Raw genomic sequence first — 25,465 nt, forward strand, 5'->3', positions numbered from 1 at the left:
CTCGGCTCGGGCGCGGGGGGCGTGACGAGTGCCCTCGGCTACCTCGTGCGGCGCGGGAGGGCGGCCGGTCCGGCGCCCTTCAGTGAGGTGGTCACCGTCCGCGTGCTGAGCCACAGGTAGCAGCGCACGCCCCGGTCGCCGACCGTCCAGCGGCCGGCGGCGGGCGGCCGGACCACCACGTCGCTGCGGTAGCGCAGGAACGCGTCGGCGGGCACCCCGGCGTAGCGGGCGATCACACCGAAGCAACCGTCGTAGAGCGGGACCCAATCCTCGGGCTTCTTCGGGTACGGGCGGTCCGGCGCAGCCCACACGCCGACGAACTCGGCGTCGTGCGCGACAGCGCAGTCGACCGGGTTGAGCCGCTCCACGCGGTTCCCGTCCCGCACCGACCGCTGGCAGCCCAGCCGCAGCGGGGAGGGCGTCTTGAGCGCGTCCCGCAGGCTGCCCGTCCGGGTGACCACGGTGGCCGCCGCCTCGACCGTGGTCAGCTCGGTCAGGTCGCACCGGTACCAGCGGGAGCCCGCCGTCCAGGCGGTGCCTGTCGGCACCGCCACCGCCAGCCGGAGCCGACCGGCGCGCCAGTCGTCACCCACGTACCCGGTGGCCCGCTTGTCGCAGTCGGCGAACGCGGTACGCAGATCGGGCGAGGCGAGCGGCGGCGGGGTGGGCCGGTCGGCGGTGAACGCCCCGACGTGCACGGTCTCCACCCGGTGCGGCAGCTCGCAGCCGACCGGCGCGTACGCGGCCAGGCCGACGCTCGGGGTGAAGTCGGCGACCTGGCAGACCTCTGCGGCCGGGGTGAACGGCCCGGGTGCGGCCATCGCGGCCCAGTCGTCGGTGAGGTCGCCGTCCAGCCCGCCGGTGCCGGCACAGCCGGCCAGGGCGGCGCTCGCGACCATCGCGGCGACCAGGAAGCTCATCGCACGGCGCATCGCGGCCTCCCCCAGCCGACGACCGTCGATCCCCGACGGTCCGCCCAGGGTAGCCGAAAATGACCTTCCGGTGACAGACCGCGTTCCCCGCCCTTGCGCCCCGTCCTCGCCCCTCTCGCCCCGCCGATCTTGCGCTTGCTGCCCCGGCGAAAGGGGCGAACCGCCCGCGCCGAGGGCCGAAAGTGCAAGATCAACGGCGAGAGGGGGCGGCGACCCGGGAGGGTCAGCTGCGGGCGGCGGCCAGGGGGTTGGGGACGGGAGCGCCTGCGGTGCCGGGGGCCGCCGTGGTCGGGTCGGCGGTCAGGTCGACGACCTTGTTGTCGGCGTCGACGTGCACCACCTTCGGGCGGTACGTGCGGGCCTCGGCGTCGTCCATCTGCCCGTACGAGATCAGGATGACCAGGTCACCGGGGTGCACGAGGTGCGCGGCGGCGCCGTTGATGCCGATCACGCCGCTACCCCGCTGCCCCGGGATCACGTACGTCTCCAGCCGGGCGCCGTTTGTGATGTCCACGATCGCCACCTGCTCGCCGGGGATCAGGTCCGCCGCGTCGAGCAGGTCCTCGTCCACAGTCACCGAGCCGACGTAGTGCAGGTCGGCCTGGGTCACGGTGGCCCGATGGATCTTCGACTTGAGCATGGTCCGCAGCATCGGGGTGCCTTTCCGCATTCGTGGTGGGGTTCAGGGACGCGGCGCGAGGTGGATCGCCGTGTTGTCGATCAGGCGGGTGGCGCCGACCCAGGCCGCGATCAGCAGCCGGGCCGGACCGGCGACCGGGCCGGGTTCCAGCTCGGTGTCGGTGAGCACCAGGTAGTCCAGGCGGGCGTCCGGCGCGTCGAAGGCCCGGTGCGCGGCGGCCAGCACCGCGCCCGCGTCCTCACCCCGCTCGGCCGCCGTCGCGCCGGCCCGCAACGCGGCGGACAGGCTCAGCGCGGTCTCCCGCTCGGCCGCCGACAGGTACCGGTTACGGCTGGACATGGCCAGCCCGTCCGGTTCCCGTACGGTCGGCACGCCGACGATCTCGGCCGGCACGTCGAGGTCGCGAACCATCCGGCGGACCAGGGTGAGCTGCTGGTAGTCCTTCTCGCCGAAGAACGCCAGGTCCGGGCGGGTGAGCTGGAGCAGCTTCATGACCACGGTGAGCACGCCGTGGAAGAAACCGGGACGGCTCAGGCCCTCCAGGTCCTCGCCGAGCGGCCCCGGGTCGAGCCGCACGGTCGGTCGGCCCTCCGGGTACATCTCGGTCACCGAGGGCGCGAACACCACGTCCACCCCGGCCCGGCGGCAGATCTCCAGGTCGGTGTCGAGCGTGCGCGGGTAGCGGTCGAAGTCCTCGTTCGGGCCGAACTGCAGCGGGTTCACGAAGATCGTGACGATGACGTGGCCGGTGCGCTCGCGGGCGGCCCGCAGCAGCGCCTCGTGCCCGGCGTGCAGCGCGCCCATGGTCATCACCACGCCGACCGGGCCGGCCATCGCCTCGCGCGCGGCCGCCAGTTCCTTGCGCGTGTGCAGCACCTCGGCCATCAGGCCGCCACCTCGATTCCGTCGAGCACGTTGCGCAGCGCGGCCGCGTCCGCCGGGCGGAGGCGGCCGACCGCGACGGCACGATCAGCCGTCCGTCGTGCCAACGCCAGGTACGCGGGTACGGATTCCGGCGCGGTCCGCGCCAGCCGGTCCAGATGCCGGCGTACGGTGCCCGCGTCGCCCCGCGACACCGGGCCGGTGAGGGCGTCGTCGCCCAGCCGCAGCGCGTTCTCCAGCGCCGCCCGCAGCAGCGGGGCGAGCACCTTCTCCGGCCGCTCCACCCCGGCGTCGCGCAGCCGGTCGGCCGCCTCGTTGACGAGCGTCACCAGGTGGTTCGCGCCGTGCGCGAGCGCCGCGTGGTAGAGCGGCCGATCGTTCTCACCGACCCACTCCGGTACGCCGCCCAGGTCGGCCACCAGCCGGGCCGCGAACGGGCGCAGCTCGGCCGGGGCGGTCACCCCGTAGGAGATGCCGGGCAGGCGGGACAGGTCGTCCGGCGTACCGGTGAAGGTCATCGCGGGGTGCAGCGCGAGCGGCCGGGCGCCCGCCTCGACGGCCGGGGCCAGCGCGGCGAGCCCGTGCGCGCCGGACGTGTGCGCCACCACCTGGCCGGGGCGCAGCGCGCCGCTCTCGGCCAGGTCGGCGATCACGCCCGCCAGCGCGTCGTCCGGGACCGCGACGATCAGCAGGTCGGCGGCGGCGCGCGCCACGGCGGACGCGGAACGGTGCGGGGTCTGCGGCAGCAGCAGCGCCAGCCGGGCCCGTGTCGCGCCCGAGGCGCCGGACGCGGCGACCACCCGGTGGCCGGCGGCGGCGAGGGCCGCGCCCAGCACGGCGCCGACCCGGCCGGCGCCGAGGACGCCGACGGCGAGGGTACGCGGGAAGACGAGCGGGGCAGCGGTGGCCCGGGGGCGCAGCGGTGCGCTCATGGCAGCGATCCAGTCCTCGAAGGGGGTACCGGTCGATGGCAAGTATGCGCCCGGGTGACAGACCCGGAACAAGAAGGTGTGAAAACCTTCACCGACCGCCGGAAGCGGCTGCCGCGGTGGCGGGCAAACCGCCCGTTCGGGTACGTCCCGTAGGGTCGGCACGGTGACCACCCCGCTGCGCTGGCGCGACGCGATGGAGCGGGCGCTGTACGGGCCGGACGGCTTCTTCGTCTCCGGCGCCGGGCCTGCCGCGCACTTCCGCACGAGCGTGCACGCCTCACCCGTCTTCGCCGCCTGCATGCTGCGGCAGCTCGAGACGGTGGACGCGGCGCTGGGGCACCCGGCCCGGCTGGACGTGGTGGACGTGGGCGCGGGCCGGGGCGAACTGCTCCGGGCGCTGCTGTCCCGGGCCGCACCCGAACTGGCCGCCCGGCTCAGGCCGGTAGCCGTGGAACGAGCCCCCCGCCCGCCGGACCTGCCACCGGAGATCGACTGGCGCCCCGACATCCCGGACGGCATCACCGGCCTGCTCCTGGCGACGGAATGGCTGGACAACGTCCCAGTGGACGTGGCGGTCCACACCTCCGACGGCTGGCGCCTCCTCCTGGTGAACCCGAAAACCGGCGAGGAGACGATGGGCCCGCCCCCGTCCCCCACCGACACCACCTGGCTGACCACCTGGTGGCCCCCCACCCCCACCCGGGGCGGTGAGAGGGCGGAGATCGGGGTGGGACGGGATCTGGCCTGGGCCGAGGCTGTGGGGAAGGTGGCGCGGGGGGTGGCGCTCGCGGTGGACTACGGGCATCTGCGGGACTCGCGTCCCCTGGACGGGACGTTGACCGGGTATCGGGGTGGGCGGCAGGTGCCGCCGGTTCCGGACGGGTCGTGCGACGTGACGGCGCACGTCGCCATGGACTCGGTCGCCTCCGCCGGTGAGCGGGTCGCGCGGTGCGCGTACTCCCTGGTCTCTCAGCGGGAGGCGCTGCGGGCGCTCGGGGCCGACGGCGGGCGACCGCCGCTGAGCCTGGCCTCCCGCGACCCGGCCGGCTACCTGCGGGCGCTCGCCGCGGCGTCGGCGGCGGCCGAACTGACCGACCCGGCCGGGCTCGGCGGGCACCTGTGGCTGCGGCAGCCGGTCGGCGTCGCGCTCGACGCGGTCGTGGCACGATGACGGGCATGACCACGGACGCCGCCGACCTCCGCGAGCTGACAGTCGGTACCGGCGCCGGCGGTGAGCAGCTCGGCACCGACATGGTGCTCAACATCGGGCCGCAACACCCCTCCACGCACGGCGTGCTGCGGCTGAAGCTGGTGCTCGACGGGGAGCGGGTGGTCGCCGCCGAACCGATCGTCGGCTACATGCACCGGGGGGCGGAGAAGCTCTTCGAGGTACGCGACTACCGGCAGATCATCGTGCTGGCGAACCGGCACGACTGGTTGTCGGCGTTCTCCAACGAGCTGGGCGTGGTGCTCGCGGTCGAGCGACTGATGGGCATGGAGGTACCGGAACGCGCCACCTGGCTGCGGATGGCGCTGGCCGAGCTGAACCGGGTGCTCAACCACCTGATGTTCCTCGGCTCGTACCCGCTGGAGATCGGCGCGATCACGCCGATGTTCTACGCGTTCCGGGAACGGGAGACCATCCAGGCCGTGATGGAGGAGGTCTCCGGCGGCCGGATCCACTACATGTTCAACCGGGTCGGCGGCCTGAAGGAGGAGGTGCCGTCCGGCTGGACCGGGCGTGCCCGCGCCGCCGTCGCCGAGGTACGCCGCCGGATGCCCGACCTGGACAACCTGATCCGGCGCAACGAGATCTTCCTGGCCCGTACCGTCGGGGTCGGCGTGCTCTCCGCCGCCGACGCCGCCGCGTTCGGCGCGTCCGGGCCGGTCGCCCGCGCCTCCGGGCTCGACCTCGACCTGCGCCGCGACGAGCCCTACCTGGCCTATGACCAGCTCGACGTGCCGGTGGTGACGAAGACCGCCGGCGACTGTCACGCCCGCTTCGAGGTGCTGCTCGACCAGGTGTACGCCTCGCTCGACCTCGCCGAGCAGTGCCTGGACCGGGTGGACCGGATCAGCGGGCCGGTGAACACGCGGCTGCCGAAGGTGCTGAAGGCCCCCGAGGGGCACACGTACGCCTGGACCGAGAACCCGCTCGGCATCAACGGCTACTACCTGGTGTCCCGGGGCGAGAAGACGCCGTGGCGGATGAAGCTGCGCACCGCCTCGTACGCGAACGTGCAGGCGCTGTCGTCGCTGCTGCCCGGCTGCCTGGTGCCGGACCTGATCGCCATCCTCGGCTCGATGTTCTTCGTGGTGGGCGACATCGACAAGTAGCCGGCGGGGTCAGCGCCAGCGGTCGGCGGTGTCCCGGTACGGCCGGCCGTGTGCACCGTGCTCCGGGCTCCGCCACTCCGGTTCCGCCGGCCGCCATTCCGGCTCGGGCCGACGCCACTGCTCCGGTTCGGGCTGACGCGCTTCCGGCTGACGCCAATCCGGCTCGACCTGGTGCGTTCGCCACTCCGGTTCGGCCTGGTGCCGGTCCGGTGCCGGCTGACTCCACTCCGGTTCGGGCCGGTGCCACTCCGGCGGCGGCTGACGCCATTCCGGCTGGCCGCTGCGCTGCGTCGGCGGCCGCCACTCGTCCGGCACCGGCACCCCACCGGCCGGCAGCGCCGGGTGGCTCTCCCTCTCCCCGGACCAGCGGTCGTCGGTTCCGTCCGGCCCGCTCGCGTCTGGCCTGCCGCCGCGCACCGACGCCCACCGGTCCTCGACCCGGTACTCGGTACCGCCACCGTCGGCGTGCACTGCGGCCCGCCGTTCCCCGAGCCGGATCTCCCGGCCGTCACCGTCGTCGCGTACCGCTGCCCACCGATTGCCGGCCCGCATCTCGGACCACTGGTCGCCGCCGGCGCCCGCCCGGTCCGCCGGTTCGCCCGCCGCCGGCCAGGTACTCGCCGCCCGGCCTGCCCGGTCCTCACCAGCGCCGGACCACTGCCGCTGCTCCTCCGCTGCCGTCCGGCCCTGGTCGTGGCCGCTCGACCAACCGCCCCCGGCGGTACGTCCGGACCAGCCCTGTTCTCCGGCAGTGGCCCGGCCGACACCCGCCCACGGATGCTCGGCGCCCAGCCGTCCGGGGTCGGTCCACGAGTGCCCGTCGTCGCCGGCACCGGTGCCCCAGCCACCGTCGTCCGGCCCGGCCCGACGACCTGTCCGGTCGTCCCGGCCCGATTCGCGGTGGCCCGCGCGCCACTGGTCGGCCGGGTCCGTGCCCCGGGACCGGTCCTCGTCCGACCAGCCGCCGGGGAATCCGCCGTACCGGCTTCCGGCCGGTTCACCACCGCCGACGATGGTGTGCCGGGTGGTGACGTGCACCGTCTCGGTGTGGTGGACCACGCCGACCGGGCGGCTCTCCGGCCTGGGCATCGGCTCGGACACCCGCGCCGCGCCGTACACCCCGCTCGCCTGCCGGTCCGGCCGTGCGGTGGCCCGCGCCGGCTCGGCGTCGTGCCGACCGGCCCTTGGCGAGTCGGCGTCGTAGTGGCCGGCCCGCGCCGGCTCGGCGTCGTAGCGGCCCGCCCTTGGCGAGTCGGCGTCGTAGTGGCCGGTCCGGGACGGGGCGGCGTCGTGGTGGCCGGTCCGAGGCGGGTCCGCGTCGTAGTGGCCCGCCCGGGACGCGTCGGCATCGGTTCCGTAGCGGCCGCCGGAGTACGCCGGCCGGGCCGGTTCGTCGTCGTCCCGGCCGGCCGGCTGCGCCCGGCCGACGTCGGACGTGCCGGTGACCGGTACCCTCGCCGCACCGCTCGGGCGCTCCGGCGCCGGCGCGGAGGCGGACGCCGAGGTGGACACGGGCGCGGACGCCAGTCCGGCGGCGGCCGCGTCGAGCCGGTGCCGTAGCGCGCCGGCCACCTCCTCGGCCCGTCGTGCCTGGTCGAGCGCCTGGTTGCCGCGCTGGGCGGCGGCCACGATCTCGGCCCGCAACTCCCGCCGGAGCTGCGCCAGCTCCTCGCGCAGTTCCTCGGCCTCCGCACCTGCGGAAACGTTGTCCGGCCGCAGCGCGATGGACAGACCGATGAGCACGACCGCGAGGATCGCCAGGACCGCGCCGAACCGGAGCGAGCCGTTGCCGTCGGCGACCAGCAGGATGAGCGCGGCCAGGGGCGCCAGCCCCACACCGACCCAGAACAGGACGTTGAGCAGGGCAGGCGTGCTCTTGTCGGCGGGCGCGACCGAGGCTGGCATGGCTGAGCAGAGTACCGAGAGTTCCACCCGAGGGGAACGGGTCGGCGCCACTCGATGAGCGGCCCGCCGAACGGGCTGCCCGTGCCGCCGGCCGGCACGCGTGGCGCCGGCCGGCGGTGCCGGGTCAGCTCGTGGCCAGCGCCGCGTCGGAGGAGAAGACCAGGCCGACGCTCGCCGAGCCGGTCTTCAGCGCGTTCTTGGTCTGCGGGCCGCCCGCGTCCAGCGAGCTGAACGAGCCGGCCTTGAAGTCGTACACCTCGACCAGACCGGCCTGGCACTTCGGCCGCTGCGGGCACTCCGGCGGCCCGGCCAGCACGGTGGCCTGGCCGGAGCACTCGGCGGCCAGCTCGGAGAGCGTGGACACGCCGTACTTGTCGGCGAACGCCTTGGTGACGGCGAACGCGTTCTGGTCCTGCGCCTGAGACGGCTGGCCGAAGACCAGGCCGGCCTTGTCACCCTCGGTCTTCAGCGCCGCGACGGTCTTGTCCAGCTCCGGGGAGGAGACGGGCTGGGCGTCCTTGCCGTTCGCCTTGGTGTTGAGGAACTCCGCCATGGTGGCGGCGTACTCCGGGACGACCTGGATCTGGCCCTTCTCCAGGGCCGGCTCGTAGAGCTCCCGGTTGCCGATGGTCTGCACCTTGACCTGGTAGCCGGCCGCGGTGAGCGCGATCTTGTAGAGCTCGGCGATGGTCTGGCTCTCGCTGAAGTTGCCGGCGCCGACCGTGATCTGACCGCCCGGGCCCTTCTCGATCCCGTCGGTCACGCCGTTTGCGGAGGCGAACTCCTGCGCCGCGACCTGGGGCGTCTTGCGGTCGACGTCGACCGCCCGGTTGAGCTGGATCAGCTTCGGGGTGTCGAGCTTCGCGGAGACCTTGTCCAGCGCGGCGACGAGCTGCGGCGTGGCCGCCTTCGCGTTGATCGCCGGGATGACGTTGTCGGTGTTCTGGAGCTTCTTGTCGTCGGTCAGGACGACGAGCTGGTCACCGGCCACCGGAGCGCAGCCCGCCCCCGAGGCGCCCTGCTCGGGCGCGTCGGTGCCGGACGAGCCGGCGTCGCCGCACCCGGTGAGGAGAACAGCCGCGGTGAGTGCGCCGAGCGCCCCCGCGGCCAGTGTCGTACGCGCGCGCATCAGTGCCCGCCTTCCGTGTCCCGGCGCGACCCCCTCGGGCCGGCCGCGTGTCCGACGGGCGATCCGGACGGCCACCCGCGACTCCAGCCAATATCCTCCAGACCCGACCGACAAACTCGGAGCGGTTTTCGTCATCCGATCGTCACCGACGGCTCAACTGCCGGTCGTCGCCGCCGTCGCGCGGCGGTTCGCCCGCCGGCGCTCCCGGCGCAGCGGGCGGGGCGTGACCACCCGCTCCACCAGCGCGAGCACCCCCTCGACGAGCAGCGCCAACCCGGCCACCAGCACCCCGCCGGCGATGATCTGGCCCCCGCCGGCGGCGATGTCGAGCCCGAACCCGGCCCGGATGATCTGGCCCAGCCCACCGCCGTTGACGAACGAGGCGAGCGCGGCGGTGGCCACCACCTGAACCGCCGCGGTGCGGAAGCCGGCCGCCAGGTAGGGCACCGCGAGCGGCAGCTCCACCCGGCGCAGCACCTGCCCGCCGGACAGGCCCATCCCCCGGGCCGCGTCCCGGGCCTCCGGGTCGGCCTGCCGCACCCCGGTGAACGCGTTGGCCAGCAGCGGCGGAATCGCGAAGACCGCGAGCGCCACCACCACGGCCGGGCGGCCGAAACCGAGGAACGTCAGCGGGAGGATGGTCAGCAGCGCCAGCGTCGGGATCGCCAGTGTGACGTTGGAGACCAGCAGGACCAGCCCTCCGCCCCGGCCGCTGTGCCCGAGCCAGAGCCCGATCGGCCAGGCCACCAGGCAGCCCAGCAGCACCGCCAGCGCGGACATGCTCAGGTGCTCGCCGAGGCGGTCCAGCACGCCGCCGGGGTTGGTCCAGTTCAACGGGTCGTTCAGCCAGACCACTGCCTGCTCGACGGGGTTCACCGGGCGGACCTCCCGCGCAGCCAGGGGGTGAGCAGGCGGCCCACGCCCGCCAGCACCAGGTCGAGCACCAGCGCCAGCAGCACGCACAGCACCGTGCCGGCCATGATCTGCGCCTTGTAGAAGTTGTTCTGGAAGCCCGCGAAGATGAGCTGCCCGAGCCCGCCCCGGCCGACCACCACCCCGACGGTGACGAGCGCGACAGTGGACACGGTCGCCAGCCGTACGCCGGTGAGGATGCCGGGCAGCGCCAGCGGCAGCTCGATCCGGAACAGCCGGCCCCACCTGCCGTACCCCATGCCCTCGGCGGCCTCGCGGACCTCGGGCGGCACCTGGTTCAGCCCGGCCAGCGCGTTGCGCACGATCACCAGCAGCGCGTACAGCGCGACGACGGTGAGCACGGTGATCGCGCCGATGCCCAGGTACGGCGCGAGGAACGCGAACAACGCCAGCGACGGGACGGTGTAGAGCACCCCGGTCACCGCCAGGATGGGCGCCGACAACGACCGGAACCAGTACGCGAGCACCGCGAGCGGCAACGCCACCAGCGCGGCGATCACCACGGCGCGTGCGGTCAGCCAGGTGTGCTCCCGCAGCGCGGCGAGGATCGTGTCAGAGTTGTCCCGCACGTACTGCCAGGAGAACCACGGATTACCCGGGTCGGCCCGGTAGCTCAGGTGGAGGGACACACGTGGACGGTACCCCGGGAAGCGCCGCCGGAGGCGGCGCGGCGTCGATCACGCTGGAGCGCATCCGCAAGCGCTACCCGGACGGCACCGAGGCGGTACGCGAGCTGAGCCTGGAGGTCGCGGCCGGCGAACTGGTGGTGCTGATCGGCCCGTCCGGCTGCGGCAAGTCGACGGTGCTGCGCATGATCAACCGACTGATCGAGCCGACCGACGGGCGGATCCTGCTCGGCGACGACGACGTCACCCGGGTCGACCCAGTGGCGCTGCGCCGCCGCATCGGGTACGTCATCCAGAACGTCGGACTGTTCCCGCACCAGACCGTCGCCGCGAACGTGGCGACCGTGCCGGGGCTGTTGGGCTGGCCGAAGCAGCGCACCCGGGACCGGGTCGGCGAGCTGCTGGAACTCGTCGGTCTGGACCCGGCGCAGTTCGGCAGGCGGTACCCGCACGAGCTGTCCGGCGGGCAGCGGCAGCGGGTCGGCGTGGCCCGGGCACTCGCCGCCGACCCGGTGGTGCTGCTGATGGACGAGCCGTTCTCGGCCGTGGACCCGATCGTCCGGACCCGCCTGCAGGAGGAGTTCCTGCGGTTGCAGGCCGAGGTACGCAAGACGATCGTGCTGGTCACCCACGACCTCGACGAGGCGGTCCGGCTGGGCGACCGGATCGCGGTGCTGTCCGAGGGCGGCCGGCTGGAGCAGTACGACAGCCCCGCCGCGCTGCTCGGCTCGCCCGCCTCGGACTTCGTCCGCGAGTTCGTCGGCGCCGACCGGGGCATCCGGCGGCTCGCGGTCACGCCGGTGACCCGCGCGGTGCTCGACCCGCTCCCGGCCGACGGCGGCACCGGCCTGCCCACCGTGGCGCTCGGCGACTCGGCGTACGACGCGCTCGGCGCGCTTCTCACCTCCGGTGCCGAGCACGCGGTGGTGACCGAGGAGGGCCGGGCGGTGGGGCTGCTCACCCGCACCCGGGTGCTGGCCCTCGGTGCTGTGGACTGAGGTCAGGCCCGGCCGCCGAGGCTGGCCAGTCCGACGATCCAGCCGGCGAAGAAGCCGTACGTGACGCCGGTGCTGGCGGCCTGGAACGCGGCGAACAGCGAGCCGTGCGGGCCGAGGAGCGTGGCGAGCAGGGCACTGAGCCCGCCCGCGAGCGCGTACGCACCCCAGCCGGAGAGGAACTGGCTGCCCGAGGACGTCACCCGGTCGACCTGCGGGCCGGGCAGCAGGTACAGCAGTGCCGCGGCCAGCACGAGCAGCAGGATCGCCCGCAGGTTGGTGGCGAACACGCCCTCGTCCGCCTGCCACCGCCAGGACGGCCAGGCGAGCAGCCGCAGGAACCAGCCACCCGCGCCGGTCGGGTCGGTGCCGCGCTGCGCCCAGTCCACGTACATCGGACTGCCGCCGACGGCGACGAGCAGGAACGCGGCGAGCGTGCCGGTGCCGGCGGCCGTGCCGTACCGGGGGACGGTGCGGGGGCGGTTGCTCAGAGCCATGCGGCGGTCAGTTCCCGGCCGGTCCCGCCGGGCAAACCTGCGCAACCGGTCGGCCGCCGTCGGCCGACGGGCAGTCATCGACCTCAGTGCTTCATCAGGTAGTCGATGAAGGCGGCGCGCAGCAGCGGCGCGGACTCGTCGTAGCCGTGCCCGGTCAGCTCACGCCAGAGCGCGTTCGCCTCGTCGATGGTCGGGCCGATCGAGTTCGGTGCGCCGTCCAGCGCGGCGGCCTCGTCGGCGTTGGGCAGGTGCCGCAGGACCGACCAGAAGAAGCCCACGTCGCGGCGGTCGCGCGCCAGGTTGAACGCCTGCTCGCGCAGTTCCTCGGTGGAGAGCTTGTCGAGCTCGTCGAAGGTGCGGCCACCGGGGGCAGGAGTATCGGTCATGCCGCCGAGCCTAACCGGAGAGATCAGTCCGGGCGCGCCGGACGCACGGCCACCGCCGGGGGTCAGCGGTCGTCGGCGTCCCAGCGCCGGGGTTCGGTGTCCCAGCGCGGCGCCTCCCACGCCTCGACGGGGGTGTCGTGCTGGCGTACCGGGAGCACCGAGGGCCAGGCGTCGGCCGGTTCGGGCGGCGGGGTCATCGTCCAGCCGCCGCTCAGCGCGCCGTCCCGGGCCGGGCGGACCGGGCCGAGCGGACCCGGCGGTGCCGGGTGGGGACGGCCGAACGTCTCGACCAGCCGGGTGACGAGCAGGCCGGCGCCGAGCACGGCGCCGCCGAGCGCCCACCGGCTGACCGTCCAGCCGTGCGGCACGGTCCAGGCCAGGAACACCACCACCAGGCAGACCGCGAACAGGGTGCCGAAGATGCCGCCGCGCCGCCCGTACGCGCTGGTGCCGGCGAGCATCACCGTGCCGACCGCCAGCACGGTCCAGTCCAGTCCGGTGCCGGGCGCGACCTGGCCGTCCCCGTTCGCCGCGATCAGCACGCCGCCCAGCATCGCCAGCACGGTGGACCCGACGAGCGCCAGCGCGGTCACCGTGGCGGCCGCCACGCCGCGCCGCCGGGCCGGGTCGGCGACCGGACGGAACCGGCCGATCAGCCGGCGTACCGGTCTCATCGCGGCGAACAGGCCACCGAGGACGGCGACCGCGGCGAAGCCCACGAAGAAGTACAGCGCGCTGCCGCGCGGGTCGTAGTCGCCCTGCACCGTCACCGGGGCGGTCCGCCGTTCCAGGTAGACGATCACACCGGCTGCCCCGGCCAGGCTCGCCGCCCATCCGGGCACGTGCAGCACCACCACGGCCAGGGCGAGCGCCAGCCCGGCCGCCGCCGCGATCGCCAGCGCCGGCAGCAGCGCCTCCCGCATGCCCCGGTCGCCCTGCTCGGCGAAGTGCAGGGCGGCGGCCAGCGCGACCGGCCCGATCGCCAGGTTCACCGCGCCGGCCCGCAGGCTCAGGCCGGCGGCGAGGGCGAGCAGGCCCAGCGCCGCCACGTCGACGAGCAGCGTCTTCAGGGAGCCGCCGCGCAGTGCGTCCGAGTCCTCCCGCCAGAGCAGCCAGGCCATCGCGACCAGGCCGGCGAGCAGCACGAACTCCCAGAACACGTGCACCGCGATCCGGTCCCGGCCGGGTTCGCCGTGGGCCGGGTCGTCGAAGACGTTCTCCAGTACGGCAGCGGGCACCCCGGACGACGTCTCCGGCGGCGCTGTCCGGCCCGCATCGTCGTACGCCATTGGCTCGCGCCTCCCCCAGGTGGCCGCGTCCGGCCCACGGGCGGGCGGACCGGTGGCGGCCGTCGCTCTCCGGTCGCCAGGGACGGTACCGCCGGGCCGGGGTGGGGGGAACCCTCAGAGACGCCCGCGGGGCGTCTCCCGGTCACCGGGCTCGCGGTCCTCGTCGTCCTCCTGCTCCGGCACCCGGCAGGAGCGTTCCAGCCAGAGCGCGGCCGCGACCAGCGCCAGCGCGGCGATGAGGCCGCCGAGCGCGGCCGGCCGATCGCCCACCGCGGCGTTCGTGCGTTCCACGAACAGCCAGCCGGTCAGCCCGGCGTAGAAGCCGGCGAAGATGGCCCCGGCCAGCGCCGACGCCTTGGCCAGCACGACGAACCGGGCGACCAGCAGCGGGTTGACCGGCTCCCGGCCGGGCCGCCGCTCGATCCGGCCCCGGGTGTTCACCGCCGCGTAGCCCTCCAGCACGGCCAGCCCGGCCAGCGTGATCACCGGCAGCCAGGGCAGGTCGGGGGCGAAGTCGTAGTAGAAGCCGCTGATCAGCAGCCAGGCCACCGCGGCGGCGGCCAGGCCGGCCACCACGAGGGTGGAGGCCCGGGTCGGCCCCATCCGGAAGCGGTCGGGCCCCTGCGGGGAGCGGTCGGTGCTCACCGCACCTCCTCAGCTCGCCACTGCCGGGCCACGATCCACCGGGTCATGTGTCCGACTCTAGCGCCAGATCGGGTCGCGGGCTCAGTTCCAGGGCGTCCCCGGCGAGCGGCTCGGCGTTGAGCAGATCGGTCAGCCAGCCGTGCCCGGGCAGCCGGCCGTGCGGCTCGATGTCGATCCACGGGCGCAGCACGAAGGCGCGCAGGTGGGCCCGGGGGTGCGGCAGGATCAGCTCGGGGTCGTCGCGGAGCACCGGCTCGCCGGCGTCGTCCCAGACCGCGATCACGTCCACGTCGAGCGTGCGCGGCCCGTACCGTCGTTGCGGGTCGCGGTCGCGCCCGGCCGCCGCCTCCGCGGCCCGGGCGCACTCCAGCCAGTCATCCGGCGCCGCCGCCGGGTCCGCGACCATCACCGCGGCGTTCAGGTACGCGGGCTGGTCGGCGTCCCCCCACGGTGGAGTCTCGTAGACGCCGGAGACCACGAGCACCCGGTCGCCGAGCGCGGCCACCGCGCCGCGCAGATGGCCGAGCCGGTCGCCCAGGTTGCTGCCGATCGACAGCACGGCCCGGGTCATCGGGTACGCCTCATCGTGACCGCGACGTCCCGGAAGGCGTGCGGGATCGGGGCCTCCGGCTTGTGCACGGTCACCGTCGCGGCGGCCACCAGCGGCTCGGCCAGGCAGACCGCGAGCAGCCGGTCGGCGAGTGTCTCGATGAGGTTCACCGGCTCGCCGGTGATCACCGCGACCAGACGTTCGGCGAGTTCGCCGTAGTGCACGGTGTCGGTCACCTCGTCCGAGCGCGCGGCCGGGCCCAGGTCCAGTTCGAGCACCGCGTCGACCACGAACTCCTGCCCCTGGGCGCGCTCGAAGTCGTAGACGCCGTGGCGGCCGTGCGCGCGCAGGCCGGTCAGCTCGATCCGGTCGCTCATCTGTCGCCTCCGCTCGTGCCGGTGGCCGCTTCCGCCGGCCGGGTGCCGGTCGCGGTGGCGAGCCGGGGGCTGCCGGTGGCGCGCCAGACGGCGAGCGCGTCGGCGGTGGCGCGGACGTCGTGCACGCGTACCCCCCAGGCGCCGGCCGCGACGGCGAGCACGCTCGTCGCGACGGTCGCGGCCTCCCGCCCGGCGGTGGGGCGTGGTTCGCCGGCCGGGTCGGCGAGCAACCGGCCCAGGTAGGACTTGCGGCTCGCCCCGAACAGCACCGGGAAGCCCAGGTCGACCAGCTCGGGCAGGCGGGCGCTCAGCGCCCAGTTGTGCGCGGCGGTCTTCGCGAAGCCCAGGCCCGGGTCCACGATGATCCGGTCGGCGGCCACCCCGGCGGCGAGCGCGGCGTCGACGCGCCGGCTCAGCTCGTCCCGGACCTCGGCCACCACGTCGGTGTACGTCGCCAGCTCCCGCATCCCCCGCGAGTGACCCCGCCAGTGCATGAGCACCCAGGGGCAGCCGGCGTCGCGAACCACCCGGGCCATGTCCGGGTCGGCGAGGCCGCCGGAGACGTCGTTCACCACGTACGCGCCGGCGGCGAGGACCGCCTCGGCGACCCGGGCGCGGCTGGTGTCGATGCTGACGAGGATGCCGGCGGCGCTCAGCTCGCGGACCACGGGCAGCACCCGGGCGGTCTCCGTCTCCGCGTCGACCCGCTCGGCGCCGGGCCGGGTGGACTCGCCACCCACGTCGATCAGGTCGGCGCCGTCCCCCCGCAGTCGCACCCCGTGTGCGACTGCCGCGCCCAGATCGGCGTATCTGCCGCCGTCGGAGAAGGAGTCGGGCGTGACGTTGAGGACGCCCATCACCACCGGGGCCTCCGCCCGTACCAGATCGGTCACGGACCCGACAGTACCGTTCGCCGGCAGGGCTTCCGGCCACCGGGCGAGCGCGCGACGCGGCACCCCTGACGTGCACATTGGAACAGGTGTACGATCGGTCATCCGGGCCGTCGGAGGTCGACTCTTCACGGCTTGTCGCAAAGGTGGCCGGGCCGTACGCTTTGGAATTGCCCAGCATCGAGATGGCGAAGCCTGGAGGGAGGGCCGAAGCGGGAAGAATCCCCCCAAAACTCACCACTCTGCGTGGTGGGTGACGGACTCAGCGTTGACGGCGCTGTCTCTGACGAGCACCATCCCGCCAGGCTTGCCTACTTGCACCAACGCGGCGCCGCCGGCCGCGACCTTGGGGAGGTTTCCAGTGATCGCCATCGAGCTCATGGCAACGGCGTCCAGTGCCGTCGACCACGCGCTCCACACCCTGGCGTCGACTCCACTCGCCGAGCCGGCACCGAAGGGCATCGACACCGACAACGTCGTCACCTTCTTCGCCAGCAAGATCGCGCCGATCCTGCTCGCGGTCCTCGGGGTGATCTTCATCGGCCGGGCCAGCCGGGGTGAGATCTCCAAGGTGCTGACCAGCTCGGCCATCGCCATCATCGGCCTGGCCTTCATCGCCGGAGCGGCAACACTCTTCTTCGTCGGCGACTACCTGATCAACCTGATCTTCGAGTAGGGCGCTGGGCGACGATGCGGCTGCGCACCGACGACGACATCTACCGGGCACGCCTCGTCTACCTGGGGCCGCCCGGGTACACCCTTCCCGTCCACCTGCCGTACGCCCAGTACGGCCTGTTCATGCTGCTCGTACCCCTCTACATGTTCATCCACTGGCTGTTCACGCTCCAGGTCGAGCTGTTCCCCGCCTGGGAGATCTCGCTGGCGATCGTGACGACCTCGTTCATCTTCCGGTACGTCGACCCGGACCGGCCCGCGCGCATGGTCATCCGGACCGCGCTGACCGACTGGCGACGCACCCGGGAACCGGCCACCGAGCAGCGGGATCCGCGGCTCGTCGCGAGCCGGATCAGGATCCGGGAGGAACTGGCATGACCGGGCGTACGACAACCGTGCAGACGAACGACGCGGGTGAGGCGGTCGCATGAGTCGCTCTTCCACGCCGGGTTCCCCGGCCGGGCGCCCGGCCGGGCCCAACGGTAACCGTGCGCGATCGTTCGACTACCCGCCGGACGAGGATCTGGACGAGGTCGTCCTCGACAGCGCGCTCGTCACCAGCCCCGGGCACAGCCGCGTCGGCGTGTTCCAGCCGCCGCGACCGATGACCCCGCGCGAGCCGGTACGCCCCGAAGGCGACATCGACTCCCCCTTCCTCGACCTGTTCGGCGGCGCGCAGCCCCGGCGGCGGCCCGCCGCGTCCACACCGCTCCCGCCGGTCGAGCCGGTGGTGGCGCCGCCGCGCCGTGGCGTCGGCCGGGAGCCCCTGCCGATCCCGCACCAGCCCGCCGTGCCGGTCGAGTCGGCGCCCCGGGCCGAACCGGAACCGCCGGTCCGCGAGCGGGCCCCTGGGGTACGCGCGGTCGGCCGCCCCCGGCCCGAACCCGCACCGCCGCCGGTCGAGCCCTCCCTGCCCGACCCGCCCGCCGCGCTCGCCCCGCCGCCGCCGTCCCGGAGCCGGGTGCCGCAGCAGGCCGGTGACCGGCTGCCCGCGCTCCGGCCCCCGGCCGAGCCCGAGCCGGCGCTCCCGCCGCCCCCGCAGATCCACGCCCCCGCGCCTGTCCCCGCCGACCACCGGGAGCCGGATCTCGCTCCCGCCGACCCGCTCACGGCCGCGGCGGCACCGTCGCGGGAGGTCGGCCGCTCGGCGCACCGCGAGGTGGCGCCGCCCCGGCAGCGCGCGCCGGAGCGCCGCAACCGGCCGACCAAGCCGGTCCGGGTCCGCGCCCCGAAGATCAAGTTCGGTGACCGGGACCCGTCGGTCGAGCTGGCCATCACCGAGATCGCCGGCCACCTGACCTTCACCCCGAACACAGTCACCGCCTGGTACTGGCTGCCCGAGGTGCGATGGGCGTTCCGGCCGGACGCCGAACGCGAGGCGCTGCTCTCGGCGATCTCCGAGCAGTACGCCGGACTCGCCGGGTTCCGGCTGCACCTGCGCCGCACCACCCGGCCCTTCCCGGCCGACGAGTGGGCCCGCACCATCGACGCGCACACCGCCGCCCCGCTGCCCGACGTACCGGGCACCACCGGCTGGGCCGACCACCTGGTCGCCGCCCAGCGGCACCTGATGGCGGTCAACCACGCCGAGGGCCAGACCTACCTCGGTGTCACGTTCGCCCGCCGGTCGCTCGGCGACTCGCTCACCGAACGACTCCTGCGCACGTTCGGCCGGGGCACCGCCGACGGCGAGCGCCGCCGGCTGAGCCGTACCGTCGAGCAGTTCGACGAGGTCCTCGGCGCGTTCGGCATGCGCGGGCGCCGGGTCACCGCACCCGAACTGGAATGGCTGCTCTACCGCTCGGTGGCGCTGTGCATGGCGCCACCCGGCGTCCTGTCCCCGATCACCAACGGCCGGTGGGAACGCGGCGACCTGCTGGCCCTCACCGAGCAGGTCGAGCGCTACCGCACCCCGTACGGCTCGACGGTGAAGCTGGTCAACCGGATGACCGGCGAGGAACGCCACGTCGCCGTGCTCGCGGTCGGCCGGATGGAGCCGCTGGAGATCCCCGAACGGCACGAGCCCTGGCTGCACTTCCACGAGCGGCTCCCGTGGCCGATGGAGCTGTCCACCCGGGTCGACATCCTCGGCCCCAACGACTCCTTCCGGAACCTCGAACACCGGCTCCGGATGATCCGTTCCCAGCAGCTCGACTACGCCGAGCACGGCATCGACGCGCCGCCCGAGCTGGAACGACTGGCCAAGCGCGCGCTGGTGATCGGCGACGAGATGACCACCGGCCTGCCCGTGGACTCGGCCCGGGCACACGGCTGGCACCGGATCGCGGTCGGCGGGCGTACCCGGGAAGAGTGCCTGGAACGGGCCCGGCGGCTCATCCAGCTCTACTCCCGCGAGCTGCGGATCTCGCTCCAGCACCCGAAGAACCAGGACTGGCTGGCCCGCGAGTTCATCCCCGGCGAGCCGATCGCCAACACCGGCTACGTCCGGCGGATGCCGGTCAACCTGCTCGCCGCCGCGCTGCCGCAGGCCGCGTCCACGGTCGGCGACCGGCGCGGCGACCTCATCGGGCGCACCGCCGGCACCTGCCGCCGGCCGGTCTTCCTCGACCTGCACTTTCCGATGGAGGTACGCGAGCGCTCCGGCCTCGCCGTCTTCGTCGCCGAACCGGGCGGTGGCAAGTCCACGCTGCTCGGCGCGCTCGGCTACCTGGCCGCGCGCCGCGGCGTGCAGGTGACGCTGCTCGACCCGTCCGGCCCGCTGGCCCGGCTCTGCGCCATGCCCGAACTGGCGCCGTACTCGCGGGTGCTCAACCTGACCGGCTCGGAGCAGGGCACGCTCGCGCCGTACGCGCTGATCCCGACGCCGCTGCGCAGCGAGTTCGGCGCCGGCCCGGCGGGCGACCGCGAATTCGAGATCGCCGTGTCGAACGCCCGCGCCGAGCGCCGGATGCTGGTGCAGGACATCTGCATGATGCTGGTGCCGCCGCAGGTTGCCCGGGAGGCGTCCACCGCCACGCTGTTCCGGCACGCCGTACGCCAGGTCCCCGCCGAGGAGACCTCCACGCTCGACGACGTGGTGACCTGCCTCCAGGGGCTCGACGACGACGCCGGGCGCGAACTGGCGCACCTTCTCCTCGACACCGCCGAGATGCCGCTGGCCATGCTCTTCTTCGGCCGGCCGCCGGAGGGACTGCTCGGCGCCGACGCGGCGCTCACCGTCATCACCATGGCCGGTCTGCGACTCCCCGACCTCAAGATCGAGCGGGAGTACTGGTCGGCCGAGGAGGCGCTCGCGCTGCCGATGCTGCACACCGCGCACCGGCTCGCCGTACGCCGCTGCTACGGCGGCTCGATGTCCTCCCGGAAGCTGGTCGGCCTCGACGAGGCGCACTTCATGGAGGGCTGGCGGTCCGGGCGCTCGTTCCTGGTCCGGCTCGCCCGCGACTCCCGCAAGTGGAACCTCGCCGCGCTCGTCGCCTCGCAGAACCCCAAGGACATCCTCGGCCTCGACGTGCAGAACCTCGTCTCCACCGTCTTCGTCGGCCGGATCGCCGAGGACAGCGAGATCGCCTCCGAGGCGCTGCGCCTGCTGCGGGTTCCTGTCGACGACGGTTACGAGGCGACACTCGCCTCGCTCTCCCAGGCGGACAGCGGATCGGCCAACCGGCTCGGCTTCCGCGAGTTCGTCATGCGCGACGTCGACGGGCGCGTGCAGAAGGTCCGGGTCGACGTGTCGTACGTCGACGGGCTGCTGGAACACCTGGACACCACCCCCGCCGCGGTCGCCCAGGCCGCCGGGATACTGCCGACCGTCCTGGCTGATCTGGAGGCGTGACATGGCGAGGGCCCGGGCACGGATCGCGGCGCTCCTCCTCGCGCTCGGCGTACTCGCCGGGGCCACGATCTCCTGGCCGGTGATCGGGGCGGCCACACCCGCGTACGCCGCCGCGCCGGTCACCCAGGCGCGCGCCGAGCTGTGCAGCACCAAGGAGTGGCAGGCCGACTTCCGGTCCTGCGTCGGCAAGCTCAAGGCGGTCAGCGAGGACCAGGTCGAGTGCCGCAACGCGCCGGTGCCCGCCGCGCCGGACTCGGGACTGGCCGGCTGGTTCGCGTCCCGGCCCGACTCGGCGAAGGAGCCCGGCCCGAAGGGCCTCTACAGCGACTACGGGTACGCCGGGTACAGCTACAACACGTACGACGTGGACGGCGGCTGTGCCTCCTCGGTGCTGCATCCGGACTACCGCTTCACGACGATGGTCGCCAACGGCGAGTTCATGTTCGCCAACGCGGTGATCGGCGCCTCGAACGCGTTGCGCGAGCGCGCCTGGGATCCGCGCACGATGTGGAGCTGGGCCGACCCGCTGGTGGAGCAGGCCACGAAGGCCGTCTACCAGAAGGTGTTCAGCGTCTTCGGCATCATAACCGTCTGCGTGGTCGGCCTCTACCTGCTCTGGCGGTCCCGCCAGTCGGACATGAGCAACGCGATGACCACTGCCGGCTGGGCGCTGCTGGTGATGGTGGCGGTGACCGCGCTGGCCGCCTGGCCGGTGAAGTCCGCGAACATCGCCGACAACACGCTGATCACCACGCTGGGCGTCGTGCACGACGCGGTCGGCCCATCCACCAAGGACACGCCGCCTGGCCAATGTGACGACCCGAATCCGCAGGCGTGCAAGGATCATCGGCCGCCCGCCGTGCGTGCCAGTGACACGGCGACCGAGACGATGCTCTACCGGAACTGGCTGCGCGGTGTGCTCGGCTCGGCGGACAGCGAGACCGCGAAGAAGTACGGCCAAGCGCTCTACGACGCGAAGTCGCTCACCTGGGACGAGGCCGCGTCGATCCGGTCCAACCCGGCCACCCGCGACGTGGTCATCAAGGCCAAGCAGCAGCAGTGGGCCAAAGTCGCCGAGCAGATCAAGACCGAGGATCCCGAGGCGTACGAGTACCTCCAGGGCACGCGGGACATGGACCGGATCGGTGCCGGGTTCATCGCGGTGCTGGCCTCGGTGCTGTTCGCCATGTTCGACCTCACCGCGTCACTGCTGGTGCTGCTCGGCTTCCTGATCTTCCGCTGGGCGGTGATCGCTGCGCCGATCCTCGGCACCGTCGGCCTGATGCGCCCGGCCAGCGCCGGGCTCCGGCGCCTGGCGAACGCGGTGGTCGCCGCCGTCTTCAACATCGCCATCTTCGGCACCGGCGCGGCCATCTACCTCTTCGCCGTCGACCTGATCATGAACACCGCCACGCTGCCCGGCTGGCTCCAGGTGGTCCTGGTCTGGCTCTGCGGGGTCGTCGGCTGGTTGCTGTTGCGGCCGTACCGCCGGATCACCCAGCTCGGCGGCAAGGACAGCAGCGAGGCGGTCAGCTCGGCCGGCTCCTGGCACCGCCGGTTCTTCCGGGACATGCGGATCGCCGCGCGGCTGGACGTGGCCGAGCCCGGCGGGACCAACGAGCCGGCGATCGGCAAGCGCCGCACCGTCACGGCGGACCAGCGCAGTCTCCGGCCGGAGGCCCGGCACGAGGATCCGGCGCACAGCGCCACACCCGCCGAGCGGGAAAGGCCGGACGGACGGGAACGGCCGGAGGAGGCGCCCGCGAGCGGACGGCCCGGTGAGCGTCCCGGCGCCACTCCCCGCCCCCGGCGCGCAGCGTCGACCTGGACCGAGCCGGATGTGCCGGAGGAAGCGCCCTCCTACGCCGTCTACCGGCCGGACTCGGCGGACCGCGGCACCGCCCCGGCCCGGCCGGCGCCGCGCATCCGCTCCGAGGCCCGGTGAGTCCGGTGCGACGCGCGCTGGAATTCCTCTTCACCCGGGTCCTCCGGTCCCGGATCGGTGTCGCCCTCATGATCGCCGTGCTGGTCTTCGGGGTGATCGGCGCGGCCCGCCTCGTCGCCGGCCCCGGCGATCCGGGCCTCGGCCTGACCAGCCGCCCCACCCAGCCGATCAGCACCACGGACCCGGAGGCCGGTGACGACGGCGTGCTCGCCAGCCCGCCGACCGCGGTCGCACCGAAGACCCGGCCGGGCGAGGACACGCCGGAGGAGGTCGCCGGCCGCTTCGCCACCGCTTGGTTGAGCGGCCCGGGCAGCAGCGGTGACGCGTGGCAGGCCCGCCTGCGGCCGCTCTCCACGCCGGCGCTGGCCGAGAAGATGACTGATGCCGACCCGGAGACAGTGCCCGCACGGAGGACCGCCGGCACCCCGACGCTCCGGCCCCGTACCGAGTCCTTCGTGGAGGCGGTGGTTCCGCTGGACAACGGCACGCTCCGGCTCGAACTCGTCGCACCGGACGGACCCTGGCTGGTGGACGCGATCGACTGGGAGCGGTCGTGACCGCCGGCCCGGCCGTCGCCGGGCAGGTCCGCCGGAAGCTGCGCCTGGGCGTGGTCGCCACCGCCGTCACGAGTGTGCTCGCCCTGCTCTGCTGCGTCGGCGGCGCCGGCGCCTTCCTTCTCACCGAACTCGGCGGCGACGAGGACGACCCGAAGCTCGCGGCCCTGAACTGCGACCCCACCTACCAGGTGAACCTGACCGGCGACATGCCGCGCTTCGCCGAGTACGGCGAGCGCCAACTGCGCAACGCCGCGGTCATCATCAAGGTCGGCCAGGACATGAAGCTCCCCGCGCGCGGCTGGGTGATCGCGCTCGCCACCGCGATGCAGGAATCAGCGCTGCGCAACCTCGCCAACAGCACGGTGCCGGCATCGCTGGCGCTGCCGCACGAAGGGGTCGGCGCCGACCACGACTCGCTGGGTCTGTTCCAGCAGCGGCCCGGATGGGGCAGCGTCGAGCAGCGGATGACGCCCTCGTACGCGGCCCGCAAGTTCTACCAGAAGATGGAGAAGGTGCCGAACTGGCAGCAGCGCCCGCTCACTGTGGTCGCCCAGAAAGTCCAGGTCAGCGCCTACCCCGACGCCTACGCCAAGCACGAGGAACTGGCCGGAGCCATCGTCGACGCGCTGGCCGGCGGCGCCGCCCGGACCGTGGAGGTCGCCGGCAAGGCCGTGTGCGACGCCGCGGCCGGAGACCGGATCGCCGCCTCCGGCTGGACCGCGCCGCTGCCCGGCGGTGTGGTCTCCGGTTTCCGCACCACGGCCCGGCCCAGCCACCACGGCGTGGACCTGGCCGCCTCGAAGGGCACGCCGATCCACGCCGCCTCGGCCGGCCGGGTGCTGGTGGCCCGCTGCGACCCCGACCGCTCCGGGCGGCGGGACTGCGACCGGGACGGCTGGCCGAACAAGGGCGGCTGCGGATGGTTCGTGGACATCCTGCACGCCGGCGGATTCATCACCCGCTACTGCCACATGGTCGAGCGACCTCGCGTGGTGCCTGGTCAGGCGGTCGAGGCGGGCGAGGTCATCGGCCTCTCCGGCAGCAGCGGCAACTCGTCCGGTCCGCACCTGCACTTCGAGGTGCACCGCAATGGCGACCGGTCCAGCAACGGGGCGGAGAACCCGGTGCCCTTCATGCGCAAGCGGGGCGCGCCCCTCGGCGAGACCGGGTGAGGCCGGGCGGATGAGCAACCCCCTGCCCGACCCGTTCGCCGACCGGCCCGACTGGGCACCGCTGCCGCCCCGGCCGGTGGAGACCGTGCCCGCCACCGGCGGCACCGAGCTGCGCGGCCGCCGCGTCCTGGTCGGCCTGCCCGGCCTCGGCTGGCGTGGCGACCTGCGGGCCGACGAGCGGGTGGTGCAGGGCAGCCGCACCTACGTACCGGTGATCCCGGAACACGAGTGGTACCGGGCCGAGGCCGAGCAGGTGGAGGTGTTCGCGCCGCTGGTGCCTGTGGAACGGGTCTGGGTGGAGACCATCGGCGAGCGGCGTCCGGCGACCGGAGGAAGCGCCCCGGGACTCCGGCTGGTCTCGCTGGACGTGCCGGAGCGCCGGCCGCCGACGCCGGTGTTCGAGGCCGACGCGGTGACCGGGCGGCGCGTGGTACACGTGGACAACGGCGTGGAACGGCGCGACCTGCGTGCCGTCACCGAGACCTACTCCGGCGCGGACGGCGACATCTGCGTGCGGGTGGCCCCGGAACTGGAGTGGTACCGGTGGGCCTGGCGCGGCCAGGCACCGACCACGTTGGAGGTGCCGGTGCACCTGCTCTGGCTCGAGTAGGCCTCAGCCGACCTTACTTGCGCCGCAGACGCGCCAGCCGTCCTTGTTGTCCGTCAAGTCGAATCGCCACGATTCCCGACGACTGCTTACCGATTGGCCATCCTTTGAGCTGGAGATGGCAAGTGTCGTGGTAACCGATTCGCCCGATCCATTTTCGGCCTGAAGCAACGGGCCCCAACTCACTTTGATCGACACGCCGAAGTTGGCCTCGCGCTGCTCAAGCTCGGTCCGGAGGTCGCGCATGCCACCGATCCCGTCACTGTCGTTACAAGTGAACTCCTGGGCCTTCGTGTCATTCCGGTCGATTAGGTAGGCCCGGATGTAATTGGCCACGACCACGTCCGGGGCGCTTCGGTCCGGGGCGGTTGCGCGGTCGTACAGCACGAACCCGACCACTCCGCCGACAGTGCACAGCAGCGCCACCACCCCCGCGACGACAGCGAGCACTGTGCGCACCGGACGCTTGGGGCGTACCGGTGCGGGAGCGGGCGCGGGGGGCGCCAGCTGCTCCGGCGGGGTTCGCTGCGCCGGTACTCGGGACACCTGGGAACCGGCGGGGGGCTGCACTGATTCCACCTCCTGAGGCTATCGGCTGCGCCGCGCGTACCCAATGCCTGGAACCGGCGGATCGTGGCGAACCGCCGGGCGGGCACCGACCGGCGGCGGGGTGAGGCTGCTCACCGCCGACCAGCTCACCGCGCCGACCGACATCCCGGTGGACGGCCGCCGCCTGGGTTACCGTCACACCTCGGGGAGGACATGTCG

26 protein-coding genes are annotated in these 25,465 nt (G+C 73.8%); 10 read left to right on the top strand and 16 right to left on the bottom strand.

Features of this window, described 5'->3' with window-relative positions; genetic code table 11:
- Positions 1-38 precede the first annotated feature (38 nt).
- The 4 genes from IRY44_RS20810 to IRY44_RS20825 all read right to left on the bottom strand — a co-directional run bounded on the left by IRY44_RS20810 (position 39) and on the right by IRY44_RS20825 (position 3,386).
- The gene (locus IRY44_RS20810; RefSeq protein WP_194801944.1) at positions 39-932 is read right to left on the bottom strand and encodes a septum formation family protein; all 894 of its coding nucleotides are present in this window, start codon (positions 930-932) and stop codon (positions 39-41) included.
- A gap of 223 nt (positions 933-1,155) precedes the next feature.
- Positions 1,156-1,584, bottom strand: coding sequence for an aspartate 1-decarboxylase (gene panD, locus IRY44_RS20815; protein ID WP_194802007.1), 429 nt, complete (start codon positions 1,582-1,584; stop codon positions 1,156-1,158).
- Positions 1,585-1,614: 30 nt separating this feature from the next.
- Positions 1,615-2,457: a pantoate--beta-alanine ligase gene (panC, locus tag IRY44_RS20820; protein WP_194801945.1), complete on the bottom strand. Its 843-nt coding sequence runs from the start codon at positions 2,455-2,457 to the stop codon at positions 1,615-1,617.
- Complete coding sequence (locus tag IRY44_RS20825; RefSeq protein WP_194801946.1) at positions 2,457-3,386, bottom strand: Rossmann-like and DUF2520 domain-containing protein; 930 nt, start codon at positions 3,384-3,386, stop codon at positions 2,457-2,459. The genes panC and IRY44_RS20825 overlap by 1 nt, the downstream gene beginning before the upstream one ends.
- Positions 3,387-3,579: 193 nt before the next feature.
- On the opposite strand from IRY44_RS20825, the gene IRY44_RS20830 reads away from it, so the two are divergent.
- Both IRY44_RS20830 and IRY44_RS20835 read left to right on the top strand, forming a co-directional pair.
- The gene (locus IRY44_RS20830; protein ID WP_194802008.1) at positions 3,580-4,557 is read left to right on the top strand and encodes an SAM-dependent methyltransferase; all 978 of its coding nucleotides are present in this window, start codon (positions 3,580-3,582) and stop codon (positions 4,555-4,557) included.
- Positions 4,554-5,723 carry an NADH-quinone oxidoreductase subunit D gene (locus IRY44_RS20835; protein ID WP_194801947.1) on the top strand — a complete coding sequence of 390 codons (1,170 nt, stop codon included), beginning with the start codon at positions 4,554-4,556 and terminating at the stop codon, positions 5,721-5,723. Before IRY44_RS20830 ends, IRY44_RS20835 begins: the two co-directional genes overlap by 4 nt.
- 9 nt (positions 5,724-5,732) lie before the next feature.
- Here IRY44_RS20835 and IRY44_RS20840 read toward each other — a convergent pair whose 3' ends face one another.
- From IRY44_RS20840 to IRY44_RS20855, 4 genes are all read right to left on the bottom strand, one after another.
- Complete coding sequence (locus IRY44_RS20840) at positions 5,733-7,628, bottom strand: hypothetical protein (protein ID WP_194801948.1); 1,896 nt, start codon at positions 7,626-7,628, stop codon at positions 5,733-5,735.
- Positions 7,629-7,752: 124 nt separating this feature from the next.
- Positions 7,753-8,757 (bottom strand): glycine betaine ABC transporter substrate-binding protein, encoded by a 1,005-nt coding sequence (locus IRY44_RS20845; RefSeq protein WP_194801949.1) that lies wholly within the window; start codon positions 8,755-8,757, stop codon positions 7,753-7,755.
- A 153-nt stretch (positions 8,758-8,910) separates the two neighbouring features.
- A complete protein-coding gene (locus IRY44_RS20850; RefSeq protein ID WP_194801950.1) occupies positions 8,911-9,633 on the bottom strand; it encodes an ABC transporter permease in 723 nt (240 codons plus the stop codon).
- Complete coding sequence (locus IRY44_RS20855; RefSeq protein WP_013288967.1) at positions 9,630-10,319, bottom strand: ABC transporter permease; 690 nt, start codon at positions 10,317-10,319, stop codon at positions 9,630-9,632. Before IRY44_RS20855 ends, IRY44_RS20850 begins: the two co-directional genes overlap by 4 nt.
- Positions 10,320-10,321: 2 nt before the next feature.
- On the opposite strand from IRY44_RS20855, the gene IRY44_RS20860 reads away from it, so the two are divergent.
- The gene (locus IRY44_RS20860) at positions 10,322-11,314 is read left to right on the top strand and encodes an ATP-binding cassette domain-containing protein (RefSeq protein ID WP_194801951.1); all 993 of its coding nucleotides are present in this window, start codon (positions 10,322-10,324) and stop codon (positions 11,312-11,314) included.
- 2 nt (positions 11,315-11,316) lie between these two features.
- On the opposite strand, the gene IRY44_RS20865 is transcribed toward IRY44_RS20860, so the two are convergent.
- The 7 genes from IRY44_RS20865 to folP all read right to left on the bottom strand — a co-directional run bounded on the left by IRY44_RS20865 (position 11,317) and on the right by folP (position 15,948).
- Entirely contained in the window at positions 11,317-11,808 is a 492-nt protein-coding gene (locus tag IRY44_RS20865) for a hypothetical protein (protein WP_013288969.1), read from the bottom strand.
- An 83-nt stretch (positions 11,809-11,891) separates the two neighbouring features.
- Positions 11,892-12,194 (bottom strand): hypothetical protein, encoded by a 303-nt coding sequence (locus tag IRY44_RS20870; RefSeq protein WP_135242344.1) that lies wholly within the window; start codon positions 12,192-12,194, stop codon positions 11,892-11,894.
- 62 nt (positions 12,195-12,256) lie between these two features.
- Positions 12,257-13,483 (bottom strand): ABC transporter permease, encoded by a 1,227-nt coding sequence (locus tag IRY44_RS20875; RefSeq protein ID WP_194801952.1) that lies wholly within the window; start codon positions 13,481-13,483, stop codon positions 12,257-12,259.
- A 114-nt stretch (positions 13,484-13,597) separates the two neighbouring features.
- Positions 13,598-14,086, bottom strand: coding sequence for a DUF3180 domain-containing protein (locus tag IRY44_RS20880; RefSeq protein WP_120574102.1), 489 nt, complete (start codon positions 14,084-14,086; stop codon positions 13,598-13,600).
- Between the two features lie 85 nt (positions 14,087-14,171).
- The gene (folK, locus tag IRY44_RS20885; protein WP_194801953.1) at positions 14,172-14,699 is read right to left on the bottom strand and encodes a 2-amino-4-hydroxy-6-hydroxymethyldihydropteridine diphosphokinase; all 528 of its coding nucleotides are present in this window, start codon (positions 14,697-14,699) and stop codon (positions 14,172-14,174) included.
- Positions 14,696-15,055 carry a dihydroneopterin aldolase gene (gene folB / locus IRY44_RS20890; protein ID WP_013288974.1) on the bottom strand — a complete coding sequence of 120 codons (360 nt, stop codon included), beginning with the start codon at positions 15,053-15,055 and terminating at the stop codon, positions 14,696-14,698. Before folB ends, folK begins: the two co-directional genes overlap by 4 nt.
- Positions 15,052-15,948 (bottom strand): dihydropteroate synthase, encoded by an 897-nt coding sequence (gene folP, locus IRY44_RS20895; RefSeq protein WP_194801954.1) that lies wholly within the window; start codon positions 15,946-15,948, stop codon positions 15,052-15,054. The genes folB and folP overlap by 4 nt, the downstream gene beginning before the upstream one ends.
- Positions 15,949-16,306: 358 nt before the next feature.
- Between folP and IRY44_RS20900 the strand changes: the two genes are divergently transcribed.
- From IRY44_RS20900 to IRY44_RS20930, 7 genes are read left to right on the top strand one after another with little or no spacing between them, the layout of a single operon-like run.
- Complete coding sequence (locus tag IRY44_RS20900) at positions 16,307-16,621, top strand: hypothetical protein (RefSeq protein WP_013288976.1); 315 nt, start codon at positions 16,307-16,309, stop codon at positions 16,619-16,621.
- 14 nt (positions 16,622-16,635) lie between these two features.
- Positions 16,636-16,998, top strand: a complete 363-nt coding sequence (locus IRY44_RS20905) for a hypothetical protein (RefSeq protein WP_013288977.1) — start codon at positions 16,636-16,638, stop codon at positions 16,996-16,998.
- A gap of 49 nt (positions 16,999-17,047) precedes the next feature.
- The gene (locus tag IRY44_RS20910) at positions 17,048-20,416 is read left to right on the top strand and encodes an ATP-binding protein (protein WP_194801955.1); all 3,369 of its coding nucleotides are present in this window, start codon (positions 17,048-17,050) and stop codon (positions 20,414-20,416) included.
- A 1-nt stretch (position 20,417) separates the two neighbouring features.
- The gene (locus IRY44_RS20915; RefSeq protein WP_194801956.1) at positions 20,418-22,361 is read left to right on the top strand and encodes an MFS transporter; all 1,944 of its coding nucleotides are present in this window, start codon (positions 20,418-20,420) and stop codon (positions 22,359-22,361) included.
- Complete coding sequence (locus IRY44_RS20920) at positions 22,358-22,918, top strand: hypothetical protein (RefSeq protein WP_194801957.1); 561 nt, start codon at positions 22,358-22,360, stop codon at positions 22,916-22,918. The genes IRY44_RS20915 and IRY44_RS20920 overlap by 4 nt, the downstream gene beginning before the upstream one ends.
- Complete coding sequence (locus IRY44_RS20925) at positions 22,915-24,090, top strand: M23 family metallopeptidase (protein ID WP_194801958.1); 1,176 nt, start codon at positions 22,915-22,917, stop codon at positions 24,088-24,090. Before IRY44_RS20920 ends, IRY44_RS20925 begins: the two co-directional genes overlap by 4 nt.
- Positions 24,091-24,100: 10 nt before the next feature.
- Positions 24,101-24,700: a hypothetical protein gene (locus tag IRY44_RS20930; RefSeq protein ID WP_194801959.1), complete on the top strand. Its 600-nt coding sequence runs from the start codon at positions 24,101-24,103 to the stop codon at positions 24,698-24,700.
- Positions 24,701-24,703: 3 nt separating this feature from the next.
- Here the strand turns inward: IRY44_RS20930 and IRY44_RS20935 are convergent, their stop codons facing one another.
- On the bottom strand, positions 24,704-25,267 hold the full coding sequence (locus IRY44_RS20935; RefSeq protein WP_194802009.1) for a hypothetical protein: 564 nt from the start codon (positions 25,265-25,267) through the stop codon (positions 24,704-24,706).
- Positions 25,268-25,465 lie beyond the last annotated feature (198 nt).

The organism is Micromonospora sp. ANENR4, from assembly GCF_015354395.1.
GTDB classification, from domain to species: domain Bacteria; phylum Actinomycetota; class Actinomycetes; order Mycobacteriales; family Micromonosporaceae; genus Micromonospora; species Micromonospora aurantiaca.

Coding starts and splice junctions, on each gene's coding strand:
- folB (WP_013288974.1), bottom strand. CDS start 15,055: ATGAGCGACCGGATCGAGCTGACCGGCCTGCGCGCGCACGGCCGCCAC.
- IRY44_RS20830 (WP_194802008.1), top strand. CDS start 3,580: ATGGAGCGGGCGCTGTACGGGCCGGACGGCTTCTTCGTCTCCGGCGCC.
- IRY44_RS20835 (WP_194801947.1), top strand. CDS start 4,554: ATGACGGGCATGACCACGGACGCCGCCGACCTCCGCGAGCTGACAGTC.
- folK (WP_194801953.1), bottom strand. CDS start 14,699: ATGACCCGGGCCGTGCTGTCGATCGGCAGCAACCTGGGCGACCGGCTC.
- panD (WP_194802007.1), bottom strand. CDS start 1,584: ATGCTGCGGACCATGCTCAAGTCGAAGATCCATCGGGCCACCGTGACC.
- IRY44_RS20930 (WP_194801959.1), top strand. CDS start 24,101: ATGAGCAACCCCCTGCCCGACCCGTTCGCCGACCGGCCCGACTGGGCA.
- IRY44_RS20810 (WP_194801944.1), bottom strand. CDS start 932: ATGCGCCGTGCGATGAGCTTCCTGGTCGCCGCGATGGTCGCGAGCGCC.
- IRY44_RS20915 (WP_194801956.1), top strand. CDS start 20,418: ATGGCGAGGGCCCGGGCACGGATCGCGGCGCTCCTCCTCGCGCTCGGC.
- IRY44_RS20865 (WP_013288969.1), bottom strand. CDS start 11,808: ATGGCTCTGAGCAACCGCCCCCGCACCGTCCCCCGGTACGGCACGGCC.
- IRY44_RS20845 (WP_194801949.1), bottom strand. CDS start 8,757: ATGCGCGCGCGTACGACACTGGCCGCGGGGGCGCTCGGCGCACTCACC.
- IRY44_RS20905 (WP_013288977.1), top strand. CDS start 16,636: ATGCGGCTGCGCACCGACGACGACATCTACCGGGCACGCCTCGTCTAC.
- IRY44_RS20880 (WP_120574102.1), bottom strand. CDS start 14,086: ATGGGGCCGACCCGGGCCTCCACCCTCGTGGTGGCCGGCCTGGCCGCC.
- panC (WP_194801945.1), bottom strand. CDS start 2,457: ATGGCCGAGGTGCTGCACACGCGCAAGGAACTGGCGGCCGCGCGCGAG.
- IRY44_RS20870 (WP_135242344.1), bottom strand. CDS start 12,194: ATGACCGATACTCCTGCCCCCGGTGGCCGCACCTTCGACGAGCTCGAC.
- IRY44_RS20910 (WP_194801955.1), top strand. CDS start 17,048: ATGAGTCGCTCTTCCACGCCGGGTTCCCCGGCCGGGCGCCCGGCCGGG.
- IRY44_RS20840 (WP_194801948.1), bottom strand. CDS start 7,628: ATGCCAGCCTCGGTCGCGCCCGCCGACAAGAGCACGCCTGCCCTGCTC.
- IRY44_RS20875 (WP_194801952.1), bottom strand. CDS start 13,483: ATGGCGTACGACGATGCGGGCCGGACAGCGCCGCCGGAGACGTCGTCC.
- IRY44_RS20825 (WP_194801946.1), bottom strand. CDS start 3,386: ATGAGCGCACCGCTGCGCCCCCGGGCCACCGCTGCCCCGCTCGTCTTC.